Origin of the sequence: Christiangramia echinicola DSM 19838 (assembly GCF_000423065.1) — a bacterium.
Taxonomy (GTDB): Bacteria; Bacteroidota; Bacteroidia; order Flavobacteriales; family Flavobacteriaceae; genus Christiangramia; species Christiangramia echinicola.
On sequence record NZ_AUHG01000016.1, the window covers coordinates 161,280 to 175,616 of the forward strand.

The 14,337-nt window shown below is 38.5% G+C and carries 13 protein-coding genes, 1 tRNA gene and 1 pseudogene; 1 reads left to right on the forward strand and 14 read right to left on the reverse strand.

The window, feature by feature from the left end; translation table 11 throughout:
• The 12 genes and pseudogenes from lepB to G530_RS0112495 form a co-directional block, all read right to left on the reverse strand.
• On the reverse strand, window positions 1-1,569 hold the full coding sequence (lepB, locus tag G530_RS0112440) for a signal peptidase I (RefSeq protein WP_026934853.1): 1,569 nt from the start codon (window positions 1,567-1,569) through the stop codon (window positions 1-3).
• Between the two features lie 51 nt (window positions 1,570-1,620).
• The gene (gene dapB, locus G530_RS0112445; RefSeq protein WP_026934854.1) at window positions 1,621-2,340 is read right to left on the reverse strand and encodes a 4-hydroxy-tetrahydrodipicolinate reductase; all 720 of its coding nucleotides are present in this window, start codon (window positions 2,338-2,340) and stop codon (window positions 1,621-1,623) included.
• Between the two features lies 1 nt (window position 2,341).
• Entirely contained in the window at window positions 2,342-2,932 is a 591-nt protein-coding gene (locus tag G530_RS0112450; protein ID WP_035716372.1) for a DUF5683 domain-containing protein, read from the reverse strand.
• Window positions 2,922-3,824, reverse strand: coding sequence for a ParB/RepB/Spo0J family partition protein (locus tag G530_RS0112455; RefSeq protein WP_026934856.1), 903 nt, complete (start codon window positions 3,822-3,824; stop codon window positions 2,922-2,924). The genes G530_RS0112450 and G530_RS0112455 overlap by 11 nt, the downstream gene beginning before the upstream one ends.
• Window positions 3,825-3,829: 5 nt before the next feature.
• Complete coding sequence (locus G530_RS0112460) at window positions 3,830-4,591, reverse strand: ParA family protein (protein WP_026934857.1); 762 nt, start codon at window positions 4,589-4,591, stop codon at window positions 3,830-3,832.
• Between the two features lie 177 nt (window positions 4,592-4,768).
• Entirely contained in the window at window positions 4,769-5,647 is an 879-nt protein-coding gene (locus G530_RS0112465; protein WP_026934858.1) for an SDR family oxidoreductase, read from the reverse strand.
• Between the two features lie 23 nt (window positions 5,648-5,670).
• The gene (gene scpA, locus G530_RS0112470; protein WP_026934859.1) at window positions 5,671-7,803 is read right to left on the reverse strand and encodes a methylmalonyl-CoA mutase; all 2,133 of its coding nucleotides are present in this window, start codon (window positions 7,801-7,803) and stop codon (window positions 5,671-5,673) included.
• Window positions 7,804-7,808: 5 nt separating this feature from the next.
• Complete coding sequence (locus tag G530_RS0112475) at window positions 7,809-9,218, reverse strand: methylmalonyl-CoA mutase subunit beta (protein ID WP_026934860.1); 1,410 nt, start codon at window positions 9,216-9,218, stop codon at window positions 7,809-7,811.
• 37 nt (window positions 9,219-9,255) lie between these two features.
• A complete protein-coding gene (locus G530_RS0112480) occupies window positions 9,256-9,570 on the reverse strand; it encodes an FtsB family cell division protein (protein WP_026934861.1) in 315 nt (104 codons plus the stop codon).
• Between the two features lie 19 nt (window positions 9,571-9,589).
• Window positions 9,590-10,204 (reverse strand): annotated as a pseudogene (gene udk, locus G530_RS0112485) (uridine kinase); the annotation flags it as partial.
• Window positions 10,205-10,342: 138 nt separating this feature from the next.
• Complete coding sequence (locus G530_RS0112490) at window positions 10,343-10,810, reverse strand: c-type cytochrome (protein ID WP_026934863.1); 468 nt, start codon at window positions 10,808-10,810, stop codon at window positions 10,343-10,345.
• Window positions 10,810-12,006 (reverse strand): PQQ-dependent sugar dehydrogenase, encoded by a 1,197-nt coding sequence (locus G530_RS0112495; protein ID WP_026934864.1) that lies wholly within the window; start codon window positions 12,004-12,006, stop codon window positions 10,810-10,812. The genes G530_RS0112490 and G530_RS0112495 overlap by 1 nt, the downstream gene beginning before the upstream one ends.
• A gap of 122 nt (window positions 12,007-12,128) precedes the next feature.
• On the opposite strand from G530_RS0112495, the gene G530_RS0112500 reads away from it, so the two are divergent.
• Window positions 12,129-12,203, forward strand: a tRNA-Pro gene (locus tag G530_RS0112500).
• 226 nt (window positions 12,204-12,429) lie between these two features.
• Here the strand turns inward: G530_RS0112500 and G530_RS0112505 are convergent.
• Window positions 12,430-12,891 (reverse strand): protein tyrosine phosphatase family protein, encoded by a 462-nt coding sequence (locus G530_RS0112505; RefSeq protein ID WP_026934865.1) that lies wholly within the window; start codon window positions 12,889-12,891, stop codon window positions 12,430-12,432.
• 20 nt (window positions 12,892-12,911) lie between these two features.
• Window positions 12,912-14,309 carry an MBL fold metallo-hydrolase gene (locus tag G530_RS0112510; protein ID WP_026934866.1) on the reverse strand — a complete coding sequence of 466 codons (1,398 nt, stop codon included), beginning with the start codon at window positions 14,307-14,309 and terminating at the stop codon, window positions 12,912-12,914.
• Window positions 14,310-14,337: the final 28 nt, after the last annotated feature.

A 14,337-nucleotide genomic window follows, 5' to 3' on the forward strand; every position in this document is an offset into this window, starting at 1 on the left:
TTAAGCTTCTTCTCTACGTTTTTTAAAGTATCTCCAACCAAAGAAGATCACTAATATGATAAGGAAATATGGTAAAAATGAAGTAGGTTCTCCATCACCTTTTACCGTAGTAAAAACTCTTTCCCATCGTATCTTATCAAAACCACTGGCATTGGTATCCCAGCTCATCCAGATAAATACAGGTTTACCCACCACATGGTTTTCTGGTACATATCCCCAGGTACGGCTATCTTCAGAGTTGTTTCGGTTATCACCCATCATCCAGTAGTAATTCTGTTTAAAGGTGTAGCTATCTATAGGCTGACCATTAAGTAAAACCTGGGTTCCATTTATGGTAAGTCGGTTGTCCAGACCCATTTCAGATCCTTCATAGGTCTCAATGATCTCTTTATAAAAAGCCATACTCTGTGGCGTAATATCCACGGTTTTTCCAGCTTCAGGAATATAGATAGGGCCAATATTGTCATTGTTCCAGTTACGTTTACCGTCGTTCGGGAAAAGACTGGCATTTTTAACTCCGGCTGAATCTACATATTTCCTTATTGTAGCGACATTCGGGTGATTTTTAAATCTTTCAAATCCTTCATCTGAAAGTGACTGAATAAAGAAAGCGTTGTTGTTAGGGTTATACGAATAGCCATCTGTAATGTCGTAAAGCTTATAAAGACTTTGCGGGTTGAATGGTTGTCCTTTTGTTTGACCTACATAAGAGAACTGTGGCTTAGCTCTGTCTGGAAGCTCCAATTGCTTCCCGTTAATATGGACATATCCATTAACTACCGAAAGTGAATCTCCTGGCACTCCAACGGCTCTCTTAACGTAATTAGATTTCTTGTCTACAGGTTTTTTAAAGTGCTTACCGGAGCGGTCAAAGAACTTCCGAACCGTGTCTACCGGCCAGTTAAAAACAACAATATCATTTCTTTCTATATTCTCGAATCCCGGAAATCTTAAATATGGAATTTGAGGTTTATTTAGATAAGACTTTACCCCAAGAAAAGGAATAGTGTCATGAACCATAGGAAATGCTACCGCCGTTTGTGGTACACGTGCTCCATAGTGAAACTTACTTACAAAAAGAAAATCACCTACTAAAAGTGTTTTTTCTAAGGAAGAAGTGGGTATGGTAAAAGGCTGCATGAAATAAGTATGCACAATAGTAGCAGCTATAACTGCAAAAAGAATAGAGCTTATCCATTCTCCTGCTTCTGTTCTTGGTTTTAGATCACGATCAACAATATAAGCATCGTTGGTCGCGTAGTTCACGTAATAAATATAAAGCCCTAAAGTGAGGACCACCGCAAAGGTCTCAGCAGTAGAATTTCGACCAAAACTTCTAATAGTTTCAACCCAGATAACCGGAATGATTATAAGATTTACAATGGGTATGAACATCAGGATCACCCACCACCATGGCCTGTTAATGATCTTCATTAAAACAACAGCATTATAAACAGGTACTGCTGCTTCCCATGCTTTTCTACCAGCTCTTTGATATAATTTCCAGGTTCCTAGAAAATGAACTACCTGAATTAGCAGGAAGAAAATAAACCATTCGGTAAAAGTCATATTTTATATTCTTTACGGTATAAGGCTGGATTTGCCTTTAAATGTTACATTTTAATTTTGAAAAAGATCAGAAAGCACGTCTTTCATAGTGAATATCCCTGATTTTCCTTTAAGGTATTCAGCAGCCACTACAGCTCCTAATGCAAAACCCTGTCTGGATTTTGCGGTGTGCGTGATCTCTATTTTGTCTATCGAAGAGTCATACGTGACCGTATGCGTTCCAGGAACGTTTTCTTCTCTTTTTGCATGAATAGGAATTTCATCCTCATCTGCATTTTCCAGTTGCCAGCCTTTTAATTTTGAATTTTCCTGTAATATCTGTTGCGCCAGGGTAATAGCTGTTCCGCTTGGAGAATCCAGTTTTTGTAAATGATGAATTTCCTCGATATCAACAGAATAATCTTCCAGACCCTGCATCATTCCGGCTAGTTTTTGATTCAATTCAAAAAAAACGTTTACCCCTAAACTAAAGTTTGAAGCATAAATGAAAGCTGAATCTTCATCCTGGCAGACCTTTCTGGCTTTCTCATAATCGTCAAGCCAACCTGTGGTTCCGCTAACTACGGGAATGTTATTTTTAAAACAGGTGGTTATATTTTTGAAAGCCGCTTTAGGAATACTAAAATCTATGGCCACATCAATATTGGATTCACTGAGATCGTGATTCTCTATATCGTCACTTACCTTCAAAACTATCTTATGACCGCGATTTTCTGCGATCTCTTCAATGGTTTTACCCATCCTTCCGTAACCTAAAAGAGCGATATTCATATTAAAAATTATAATTTAAGGTGAGTCCGTAGTTGGTTTTACCAGATAAGGCGTCAAAATCCAGATTTGGTTTAACCGAAAGGTCTTCGTCAACATTGAATTGTCTTAAATGCGCTTCGACATTGGCGTCAATGATATTCAGGATATAAACACCTACAGTTACCAGTATTGAGATCTCTTTGTTTTTCTGGTAAAATTCCTGAGCCCTGATCAACCCGTCGGTGGTGATCCTATTATCAAATTCATCTGGTCTCCCCGCAAGCCTGTCCTTATAGGCATCACGATACCTGTCGTACTGTTTGTCATTTTCCAGGTAAAAATAGATTCCGGTGCCAATACCTGCGTAAGCAATTGGTATTTTCCAGTAACTGCCGTTATATGCCTGTCCTAATCCCGGTAAAACTGCCGAATAAAATGCTGCTTTTGCCGGTGCTAAAGCATTATATGGTTCATATTCTTTTTCCTGTTGTTCTCTTTTTAATTCCTTTTTGGATTTCTTTTCAGGTGTAACCAAAAGCGAGTCTTGTTGAGCTGAGGCAACCGAAAGGAAGAACAGGAAAAAGAACAGGAAAAAATAAGGATTACTCTTCACCCCGGATTAATTTTTTGATTCTTTCGAAATCTTCTTCGGAAGAAAATGGTATAGTTAATTTTCCGCTACCTTTTTTGGTAACCTTCACATCTACTTTAGTTCCTAGATATTCAGTGAATTCTTTAATCCCCTTTTTATAGGTTATAGGTACTGTAACCTTTTTAGAGGCTGCAGCAGGTTTTGCTTCAGAATTTAATTCTCTAACTAATTGTTCCGTTTCCCTAACAGAAAGAGATTTTTGAATGATCTTTTCATAGATATCCAGTTGTTTCTGAGTATCGTCAATATTGATGAGTGCTCTACCATGTCCCATACTTAAAAACCCATCACGCATGCCGGTCTGGATGATTGGATCTAGTTTTAAAAGCCTAAGATAATTGGCAATTGTAGATCTGTTCTTACCAATTCTATCACTTAATTGCTCCTGGGTTAACTGGATCTCATCGATCAAACGCTGATAAGAAAGCGAAATTTCTATTGGATCCAGATCCTGCCTCTGGATATTTTCAACAAGAGCCATTTCCAGGGATTCCTGGTCGTTCGCAATTCTTATGTAGGCCGGAATGGTCTTTAGACCAACTAATTTTGAGGCTCTGTACCTTCTTTCACCTGAAACTAACTGGTATTTATCAAATTCCAGTTTTCTTACCGTTATTGGCTGAATTACTCCTAATTCACGGATAGAGGAAGCTAGTTCCTTTAAAGACTCTTCATTGAAACTGGTTCTTGGCTGAAAAGGATTTACTTCTATAGAAGAAAGCTCCAGTTCAACAATATGGCCAACCAGTTTGTCGGCATTTTTATCCTCTGCAGATTTTATATCATTTTCCGGATCTTTCAGTAGGGCTGAAAGTCCTCTCCCCAATGCTTGTTTTCTGGTAGCCTTCGCCATTTATATTAGTTTTTCTTTATAATTTCATGTGCCAGACTCAAATAATTGCTGGCTCCTTTGCTAGAAGCATCATAATTGATGATGCTTTCACCGTAACTAGGCGCTTCACTTAAACGTACATTTCGCTGAATGATTGTTTCAAAAACCATTTCATCAAAATGCTTTTTAACTTCTTCCACCACCTGATTAGAAAGTCTTAATCTTGAATCATACATGGTTAGTAAAAGACCTTCTATATCTAATTTGTTGTTATGTATCTTCTGTACACTTTTAATAGTATTTAATAGTTTACCTAATCCTTCCAGTGCGAAATATTCACATTGTATAGGGATTATAACAGAATCTGAAGCCGTAAGGGCATTCAGGGTTAATAATCCAAGGGAAGGGGCACAATCTATTAGAATAAAATCATATTTATCTCTTAGAGGTTCTACTGCCTTTTTAAGCATAGACTCCCTGTTTTCCTGATCTACAAGTTCAATTTCAATAGCCACCAGGTCTATATGCGCAGGGATAATATCTAAATTAGGGGAGCTGGTTTCCATAATAGCTTCTTCAGCTTTTATAGAATGTTCCAGTAATTGATAGGTTCCATTTTCTACCGTTTCAACATCTATTCCCAGGCCAGATGTGGCATTTGCCTGAGGGTCTGCATCGATCAATAATATCTTCTTTTCCAGAACGCCCAGCGAGGCTGCAAGGTTCACAGATGTTGTGGTTTTACCCACGCCTCCCTTTTGGTTGGCAATAGCAATGATTTTACCCATTAAAAATGTATGATTTTTGAAAGGTAAAAATACAATTTATTATAGGTTTAGAAAATGAAATTGTTAACAGCTTCAAAAGAAAAAACCGAAGAAGTTCCTAGTAAAATCAAGACTTTCTCCGGTTTTTAATATTTTCTTCAGATTTTTTGTTGAAAACTGAAAAAGTAAGAGGCGATATTAGCTCTTTTTTGACTTGATCATTTCCTCAAGCATATCCCACATTTCTTCTGGTACTGCTTCTAGTAAATTGAACTGTCCTGCACCTTTTAACCATTCTCCGCCATCGATAGTGATCACTTCACCATTTACATATGCTGAAAAGTCTGAAACAAGATAAGCTGCAAGATTTGCCAGTTCCTGGTGATCGCCTACACGCTTAAGTGGAACTTTCTTAGCCAGGTCGAATTTCTCTTTCAAATCACCTGGTAATAACCTATCCCATGCTCCTTTAGTTGGGAACGGTCCCGGAGCGATCGCATTAGATCTAATTCCGTATTTTGCCCATTCTACAGCCAGTGATCTGGTCATTGCTAAGACACCTGCTTTTGCAGTTGCACTAGGTACTACGTATGCTGAACCTGTCCAGGCGTAGGTAGTTACAATATTTAGAATGGTTTTGTTCTCTTCTTTCTTGTCTATCCAATGTTTTCCTAATGCCAGCGTGCAGTTCTTACTTCCTTTAAGAACGATGTCGATAATGGTATCAAACGCATTTGCACTTAATCTTTCAGTAGGAGAAATAAAGTTTCCAGCAGCATTGTTCAAGAGTATATCTACAGATCCAAATTCTTCAACCACCGCATCACGCATAGCTTCAACCTGGTCGTAATGTCTTACATCACATTGAACAGCAAAACACTTCCCTCCGGTTTCTTCGTCCAGCTCCTTAGCAGTTTTTTCCAGCTTTTCCAGGTTTCTGGAGGTGATGGCTACATTAGCTCCCAGTTCAAGGAAATATCTGGTCATTGATTTCCCTAGTCCGCTACCTCCTCCGGTAACAATTATGTTTTTCCCCTCGAGAGCATCATCTCTCAGCATTTTTTTCTTAAAGTCCATATTTTTGGTTGGTTTTAAATCTTTTATTCATCGATTAATATTTCCAGTAACTGTATCGCTGCTTCACTGATCTTGGTTCCTGGACCAAATACTGCGACGGCACCGGCATCAAATAAGAATTGGTAATCCTGTGAAGGAATCACACCTCCTACGATTACCATAATGTCTTCTCTTCCTAGTTTTTTAAGTTCTTCTATCACCTGCGGAACCAGTGTTTTGTGTCCTGCCGCTAAAGAAGAAACTCCCAGGATATGTACATCATTTTCTACTGCCTGTTGGGCAGCTTCTGCCGGAGTCTGGAATAGTGGGCCTATATCCACATCAAATCCAAGATCGGCATAACCGGTGGCTACTACTTTAGCTCCGCGATCGTGACCATCCTGACCCATTTTTGCCACCATGATCCTTGGCCTGCGACCTTCCATTCCGGCAAACTTGTCTGCCAGTTCTCTGGCTTTATTAAATGAACTGTTATCTTTCATTTCTTTTGAATATACTCCGCTAAATGATTGGATTTTCGCCTTATATCTTCCGTAGACATCCTCCAGGGCATCACTTATCTCGCCTAAACTTGCTCTTTCTCGTGCAGCTTCAACGGCTAAAGCCAGTAAATTACCATTTTGTTCTTTAGCAGCTCTTCTAAGGTTTTCGAGAGTTTCCTGAACCTTTTCTTCGTTTCTTTCAGCTCTAATTTTTTCAAGTCTGGCAACCTGTTGTTTTCTTACGGTTTGATTATCAACCTCAAGAGTGACCAGTTCGTCTTCTTTTTCAAGACGGTATTTATTAACGCCAACAATAACATCGGTCTCACTGTCAATTCTGGCCTGTTTTTTAGCCGCTGCTTCTTCAATTCGCATCTTCGGAATTCCTGCTTCAATAGCCTTAGTCATTCCACCTAGTTCTTCAACTTCTTCAATTAGTTTCCAGGCTTGGTCCGCGATCTGTTCAGTTAGTTTTTCTACGTAGAAACTACCTGCCCATGGATCTACTGTTTTGGTGATATTTGTTTCCTGCTGAAGGTATAATTGTGTGTTCCTGGCAATCCTTGCTGAAAAATCTGTTGGTAAAGCGATGGCTTCATCAAGTGCATTGGTATGTAAACTCTGGGTTCCTCCAAATGCTGCTGCAGCTGCCTCAATGCAGGTTCTGGCAACATTATTAAATGGATCCTGTTCGGTTAAACTCCAGCCACTGGTTTGTGAATGTGTTCTAAGAGAGAGGGATTTCGGGTTTTTAGGATTGAATTGTTTTACCAGTTTCGCCCAAAGCATTCTGCCCGCTCTCATTTTAGCGATCTCCATAAAATGGTTCATTCCAATGGCCCAGAAAAAAGATAATCGAGGGGCAAAACTGTCTATATCCATTCCTGCGTCCAGACCTTTCCGGATGTATTCCAGGCCGTCTGCTAGCGTATAAGCAAGTTCAATATCACAGGTAGCACCGGCTTCCTGCATATGATATCCGGAAATACTGATACTGTTGAATTTCGGCATATTTTGAGAAGTATACTCAAATATGTCTGAAATGATCTTCATTGAAGGAGTAGGAGGGTAGATATAAGTATTTCTTACCATGAATTCCTTCAGAATATCATTCTGAATAGTTCCCGATAATAATTCAGGTTTTACACCTTGCTCTTCTGCAGCTACTATATAAAAAGCCATAATTGGAAGCACCGCTCCGTTCATGGTCATAGATACCGACATTTTATCCAGTGGAATCTGATCGAAAAGGATCTTCATATCCTCAACTGAATCTATAGCGACTCCTGCTTTACCTACATCTCCAACCACGCGATCGTGATCTGAATCATAACCTCTATGTGTTGGCAGGTCAAATGCTACAGAAAGTCCTTTCTGGCCGGCAGCTAAATTCCTTCTGTAGAAAGCATTACTTTCTTCAGCTGTAGAAAACCCTGCATATTGACGAATGGTCCATGGACGGCTAACATACATCGTGCTGTAAGGTCCGCGTAAGTAAGGCGGAATTCCAGCAGCAAAATTCAAATGTTCAGATTCAGAAATATCTTCTTTAGAATAAGAAGTCTTGATCTCTATTTCTTCAGGTGTCTTAAATGTTTCCTTTTCCGATGCCGGTTTTCTCTGTGAGAAGTCCTTATCGGCAAGGCTTATATTTTGAAGATCTTTGCGTTGCATAAATCTTAATTTAATTGGGTTGGCTGGCTTTGTTTCTCTTCTTCTAATCTTTTCTCTTCACTCGCTTCACTCAGCCTTCTTTCAAGTATTGGTTCAAGTAAGGTTTTACGCGGATTTTTCTTCAGGAAAGGATAAAGTTCAATATCCTCCTGCATTCTGTCTTCAGGATTCTCGAACTTATTGGTTCCTATGAGGACAAGTTCTCCATTATTGAATTTCTCCTGTTCCTCTGCCGCACTCTCTTTTATTTTTTTCTGAATGATTCCCGACTTTAATTCTTTCAGGAAACCTCCTCCTTTTTCTATATCCTTAAATATGTCAAGGGCTTTTTCAGCTAACTGTCTGGTGAGAGATTCAATATAATAGGTGCCTTCTGCTACATTCCCCACCTTATCAAGATAGCTTTCGTTCCTCATGATAAGTAATTGGTTTCTCGCAATACGGTCGCCAAACTCATTGTCCTTATGATAAATAGCATCGTAAGGCATATTGCAAATAGCATCAGCGCCGCCAAGGATCGCACTCATACCTTCAGTAGTTGTGCGCAGTAAATTCACATTATAATCATATAATGTCTTGGTTCTTTTGGTAGGCTCTGCTATAATGTGACAATCTGTATTAAACCCGAATTCCTTTGCAATGCTTCCAAATAACCATCTCAGCGCTCTTATCTTAGAGATCTCGAAAAAATAATCTGATCCCACCGAGACCTTAAACTGAAGTTTGAAATTTGCCTTTTTATCTTCTGAAATATCTAATCCTGAAAGGTAATTTAGATATTCTGTGGCCTGTGCGCAAGCATACGCCAGTTGTTGAGGAATATTTGCTCCTGCATTTTGATAAAGGCCAAGATTGGTGCTTATTACAGATTCAAAATTCCTGGAATTTTGCGTGATCTTTTCCAATTCTTCATGGTCTGAATTCATATTATCAAACCAGTTTCCCGTACGGGCTAGTTTTCCAATAATATCGGTCTGAAGAAAAACGTTCAGATCTTTACTTGAAAGTGCTTTATCAATTAGCTGAACAAAATCTGAATCCAGGAATTCAAGATGTAAATAGACAGAAAGTTTTTCCGGAAAGTTTTTAAATAGGGTTTCGCAATCGATTTCTTTGTTTGGTAAAATAAACCAGATCGCTTCCGTTCCCTTCTGTAGTTTTTGCAGGGCTTTTGTGTTGGCAGCTTCTGCAGAAGTAACATATATTTTCTCACATATATTCCAGTGTGCGGGATTGCTAACCTTTAAGGTTTCTTCTATATCTTCAGAAGAATAAAAAGGTTTGATATCAATGCCGTGAAGGGTTTTGGTGATAAGCTTCTCGTTATAATCTGCACCCTTAAGATCTGCCTGGATCTTCTGTTTCCATTGTTTTGCAGAAACTTCTTCAAAGTCCTGAAATAACAATTGTTTCATTAGTAGTTGGTTTTTGAACGGGAAGTTTGCGAAGCCTTTAGTTTACCGTATCGTACTCGATAATGTAAATATCTTCATTGGGCCTTTTCATATAATATTTCTGCCTGGCGAACTTTTCAAGTTCTACCGAATCCTGAAGTTTTTCAATGACTGCTTTATCTTTCGCAATTTCCGTTTGATAATAATTCTTATTGTCCTGCAATTCATTTATTTCCTGGTCAAGTTCATGATGAATAAACCATGAATTGGTATCCAGGAAGAACATCCAGCCGGCAAATACAAGAATAATCAGTACATACTTGTTACTGACTATCCTGAACCAGGGCTTTTTACGCAGGTCTTTAAATTTCATACGCTTTAAAGATACAAAATTAGGTTAAGCGATCTTTTATAATAGTCTGAACGATATCAACAGCAACCGTATTGTAGCGGTTTGTTGGAATGATGATATCTGCAAATTCTTTGGTAGGCTCAATAAATTGCTGATGCATAGGCTTCAGTGTTGTTTGATAACGCCATAACACCTCTTCCAGATCTCTGCCACGTTCTGCAATATCTCGTTTTAATCTTCGAATAAGTCTTTCGTCACTATCTGCATGTACATAGATCTTAATGTCAAATAACTCACGAATTTCAGGATGGGTAAGTATAAGAATCCCTTCAACGATCACCACTTTTCTTGGATGGATCTCGATGGTTTCTCCGGTCCTGTTGTGTTCTTTAAAAGAATATACCGGTTGCTGAATGGATTTTCCTGATTTTAGTTCTTTTAAATGTTCAGCTAAAAGTTCAAAATCAATAGACTTGGGATGGTCGAAATTTATCTTTTTACGATCTTCAAAAGATAGGTGAGAGGTATCCTGATAATAAGAATCCTGAGAGATCACATCTACTTCCTCGTTCTTTAATTCATCAATGATCTGATTTACTACCGTAGTTTTCCCGCTTCCCGTACCACCGGCAATACCAATTATAAGCATAGAGTTGAAATTTGCGCAAAGGTAATATTAGTTTTTAAAAAGCTTCTGATGATTTTTTAATCAATTTGTCTAAGAACGAAATCCATCAACACAAAAAAACCGGACTGTATAACAATCCGGTTCTAAAATGAAGTTTTAAAATATTTACTCGGTTTCTTTTTGAATGGCTGCAACTTCCTCTTCTGTAACCATATCCTTTATATTGTTGCTCCAGGAATTCATCACATAATTCATGGCGTCTGCCACTTCTTTATCACTTAAGCCCATAGGCGTCATGATATTATCATATTTTTCTCCATTCACTTCGATTGGTCCCTGCATTCCATATTTTACTCCTCTAATGCTTTCCTCTCGTTTTTCGGTAAGCCAGTTAGAACCATCAAGAGGAGGATAGGTGCCAGCAATTCCCTTTCCGTTTGGTAAGTGACAGGTGACGCAAAGATCATTGTAGATCGTTTTTCCTCTTTCCACACTTGCTGTAAGTGGTGTTTTAGTACTTGATTTTTCTGAAGACGGGATCACATAAGATTCTTCTTCAGTATCTTTTTCTTTTTTATCAGATTTACATGCGACGAAAGCGATCAAACTGAAAATAAAAAGTAGTTTTCTCATTATTCCTGGTTGTTAGTTAGTTTAGCAATTCCTTTTCCTTCTATGGCCATATAAATATTACCATCAGGTCCCTGTTTTACATCTCTCATCCTTCCTGAATCTTCAAGTAATTTAACCCTTTTATTAATTTTTTTGCCATTCAGCTCTAAAAGTTCTAGATATTGAAATTTAAGCGAACCTACGAGTAGATTACCTTTTAATTCCGGGAACTTGTTAGAAGTCACATAAGCAAAACCACTGGGCGCTATAGAAGGTAACCAGTAAAAGATAGGATCTTCCATATTTGATCGGGAGGTTTCATCGGTGATAGATGTACCACTATAATTTTCTCCGTAAGTAACAACAGGCCAACCGAAATTTGCTCCTTTTTTTACCACGTTAATTTCATCTCCTCCTTTTGGGCCATGTTCATGAACCCAGATCTCTCCGGTTTCAGGATTAAGGATCATTCCCTGCGGATTTCTGTGACCGTATGAATAGATCGCTTCAACCGCCTCTTGCTGGCCAACGAAAGGATTGTCAGAAGGTATACTTCCATCATCATTAAGCCTGTAAACCTTACCGTTATCACGAGTAATATCCTGAGGGTTAACATCTCTCTCTCCGCGTTCCCCGGCACTGAAATATAAGTAACCTTCTTTATCGAAAGCTATTCTGGATCCAAAATGCTGTCCTTTTGTAGTATTTGGTGTAGCTTTATAAAGTACCTCTTTACTGGTAAGCTGATTTCCCTGAAGTTTTGCTCTCATTAAAGCAGTATTACCTCCGTCACCTTCACCTTCTTTTGATGCGTAAGTAAAGTAGATCCAGCCATTAGATTCATAATCGGGATGTAGAACTACATCCAGTAATCCACCCTGACCGCGATCATAAACCTCAGGTCCTCCTTGAATATTGGTTTTTTGGCCATCTTTAAAATGGATGATGTCACCATTTTTTTCAGTAATTAGCATACCTCCATCAGGAAGAAAGGTAAAACCCCATGGAATTTTCAGCCCTTCAACGACCATTTCATAGGAGTATTTATCTGAATTTTCAGCGTCTATAGGGTCTGGAACTTCAGTAGGCTCCTGAGTTTGTTCCTCACCAGTCTCTTCAATATTTCCTTCGACTTGCGCAGTTCCGGAATCTTTTCCATTTTCTCCACAAGCAATAAGACTTAAAGCAAGTCCTGATATTAATAAAATTCTTTTCATAGCAATAATATTAAGGGTCTAAAACGTATTAAGTGAACTAAGATATAAAAAATTAAAAGTTTTCATTGTGGGAGATTAAATATTCTTATATTTGCCGCCCAATTGTGGTTGAAAAGCCATTACGGGGTGTAGCGTAGCCCGGTTATCGCGCCTGCTTTGGGAGCAGGAGGCCGCAGGTTCGAATCCTGCCACCCCGACTTTTTAAAATTTTAATAAGAAATAAAAAAAGGCAATTACATGAAGTTCATGTAATTGCCTTTTTTTGTAGATTAAATTAATATAATTCTAGATAAATGATATGTGAGTATTTAGCAAGTCTGTGATTGGATCGTGAGTTTGTTTACTGTATATAATTAGAAATTGAATGATCCCTTTGTTTATTTGACTTTCCTTAAACCTCAAGCATTTAAAAATCTTTTCAATTTAATTTTTAGAATCAGAATGCTCATTCACATATTTCTTGAGGAACTGTTCCAGTTCAGGCACATCACATTCAAAACCCATTTCTTTAGCTTTTTCAATCACTTCTTCGCCAGACATGTTTTTCTGGCAACCAATATGCATCATCACCAATGCACCGGAACGTTTTCCAGATTTGCAATGAATTACGATAGGTTTTGGGAGCGTTTCAAGTTCCTGTCGGAAATTATCTACCATAGCTTCTGATAAATTATCTTTAGATATACCAATATGTCTATATGTGAGATTATTTTCCTTACCTAGTTTTTCTTCCTTTTCGGTAGAAACGTTTTGTTCTTCTTTCTCAGTCTGCAAATTGATAACCGATTTAAAACCCTTTTCAGCAAAGTTTTTAAAGCCGTTTTCATCTGGATCAAATGCAGCTACCGAAATTTCATCATTCACTTTCTTAATTTCCTTTTCCATAGTATCTTTCTTTATTCGATTTAACTTTTATTTTCAATTGGTAAATCCGCAGCTTTCCAAGCTTTAAAACTACCAGGAATGCTGTTCACATTCTGAAAACCATTCTTTTGTAAAAAACTGGCCGCAATACTGGCTCTATATCCGCTGGCGCAATACACGGCAAATTTTTGGTTTTTATTCAAGGTGCTTATTTTATCAGATAGTTCACCAAGAAATATATGTGTAGCATTTGGAATATTGCCATTTTTCCATTCTTTCTGTTTACGCACATCCAGAGGTTGATATTGCTCTTTATTTTGACTAAGTTCAAGTACACTCAGTTGTGGTAGTTTTATTATTGGTTTACCCGATTCTTGCCAACTGCGCATATTCCCTGTCAGATAGCCTTTAAAATTGGTGTGTCCGGTGAGCCAAAGCAGAGTTACAACCCTCTCAAGGTCCTTATCGTCAGGAAGTACTAATAGTATAGGTGCCTTTGTATCTATTAACCAACCGGCCCAAACCGACAGAATGGGACGTTGTCCTATGTTGAGAGCGCCTTCTATATGACCGCCTCCAAATGCCAACATATCCCGGGTATCTATAATGATCGTATCTGGGTTCTTCATTTCTTTTTCAAACTCATTTACGCTTAGAGACCTAACTGGTGGTGTATGACCAAAAGTTTCTGGCCCCTTGGCGTTAAGTTTTTTCATCTTTGGATAATGAGTAGGTACAGGAGGCGCACTATCCTGAATGGTTTTTTTAAATTCATCAAAACTCTCGATCTGCATGAATGGATTATGTTTTTTCTCGTATCCAATGGTAGTATGCATACGGTCACCTATATCAGGACCACAAGCCGAACCTGCTGCATGGCATGGATACACAATCACTTCATCCCCCAGCTTGCAAAAGACTTCTCGCATGGTGTTATATAGAGCCTGGGTTAATTCATCTGTTTTCTCATCACCCAATAAATCTGGTCGTCCCAAAGAATCAACGAACAGTGAATCACCGGTTACAATGCCCCAGGGATCTTCTTTGTGCGATTCAAATAATAAATAGGATAAATGTTCGGGTGTATGACCAGGTGTATGCTTAGCCATCATTTTAACCTGACCGAATTCAAACTTATCTCCTGCCCGAACCGGTTCATGAGCAAAATGATATGTGGCGTCACCTTCAACGCTAACATAAATTTTAGCACTTCCATTACATCGGGCTACCAGCTCACAAGCCCCACTCATAAAATCTGCATGGATGTGGGTTTCAAAAACATGTGTAATAGTAACACGGTATTGCCGGGCTTTCTGTAGGTAGATATCGGCATCGGGAACAGGATCAATTACTGCTGCGCAACCTGCACTCTCATCACATAAAAAATATGAAACCTGAGCAATACCTTCTGCTAATATTGGTTCAAATCTTAAAGCCATAGGTTATCAAATTAACAGCTTAGGCTAT

Coding starts and splice junctions, on each gene's coding strand:
- G530_RS0112455 (WP_026934856.1), bottom strand. CDS start 3,824: ATGGCGAAGGCTACCAGAAAACAAGCATTGGGGAGAGGACTTTCAGCC.
- G530_RS0112490 (WP_026934863.1), bottom strand. CDS start 10,810: ATGAGAAAACTACTTTTTATTTTCAGTTTGATCGCTTTCGTCGCATGT.
- dapB (WP_026934854.1), bottom strand. CDS start 2,340: ATGAATATCGCTCTTTTAGGTTACGGAAGGATGGGTAAAACCATTGAA.
- G530_RS0112465 (WP_026934858.1), bottom strand. CDS start 5,647: ATGGACTTTAAGAAAAAAATGCTGAGAGATGATGCTCTCGAGGGGAAA.
- G530_RS0112495 (WP_026934864.1), bottom strand. CDS start 12,006: ATGAAAAGAATTTTATTAATATCAGGACTTGCTTTAAGTCTTATTGCT.
- G530_RS0112510 (WP_026934866.1), bottom strand. CDS start 14,309: ATGGCTTTAAGATTTGAACCAATATTAGCAGAAGGTATTGCTCAGGTT.
- G530_RS0112505 (WP_026934865.1), bottom strand. CDS start 12,891: ATGGAAAAGGAAATTAAGAAAGTGAATGATGAAATTTCGGTAGCTGCA.
- scpA (WP_026934859.1), bottom strand. CDS start 7,803: ATGCAACGCAAAGATCTTCAAAATATAAGCCTTGCCGATAAGGACTTC.
- G530_RS0112460 (WP_026934857.1), bottom strand. CDS start 4,591: ATGGGTAAAATCATTGCTATTGCCAACCAAAAGGGAGGCGTGGGTAAA.
- lepB (WP_026934853.1), bottom strand. CDS start 1,569: ATGACTTTTACCGAATGGTTTATTTTCTTCCTGCTAATTCAGGTAGTT.
- G530_RS0112475 (WP_026934860.1), bottom strand. CDS start 9,218: ATGAAACAATTGTTATTTCAGGACTTTGAAGAAGTTTCTGCAAAACAA.
- G530_RS0112480 (WP_026934861.1), bottom strand. CDS start 9,570: ATGAAATTTAAAGACCTGCGTAAAAAGCCCTGGTTCAGGATAGTCAGT.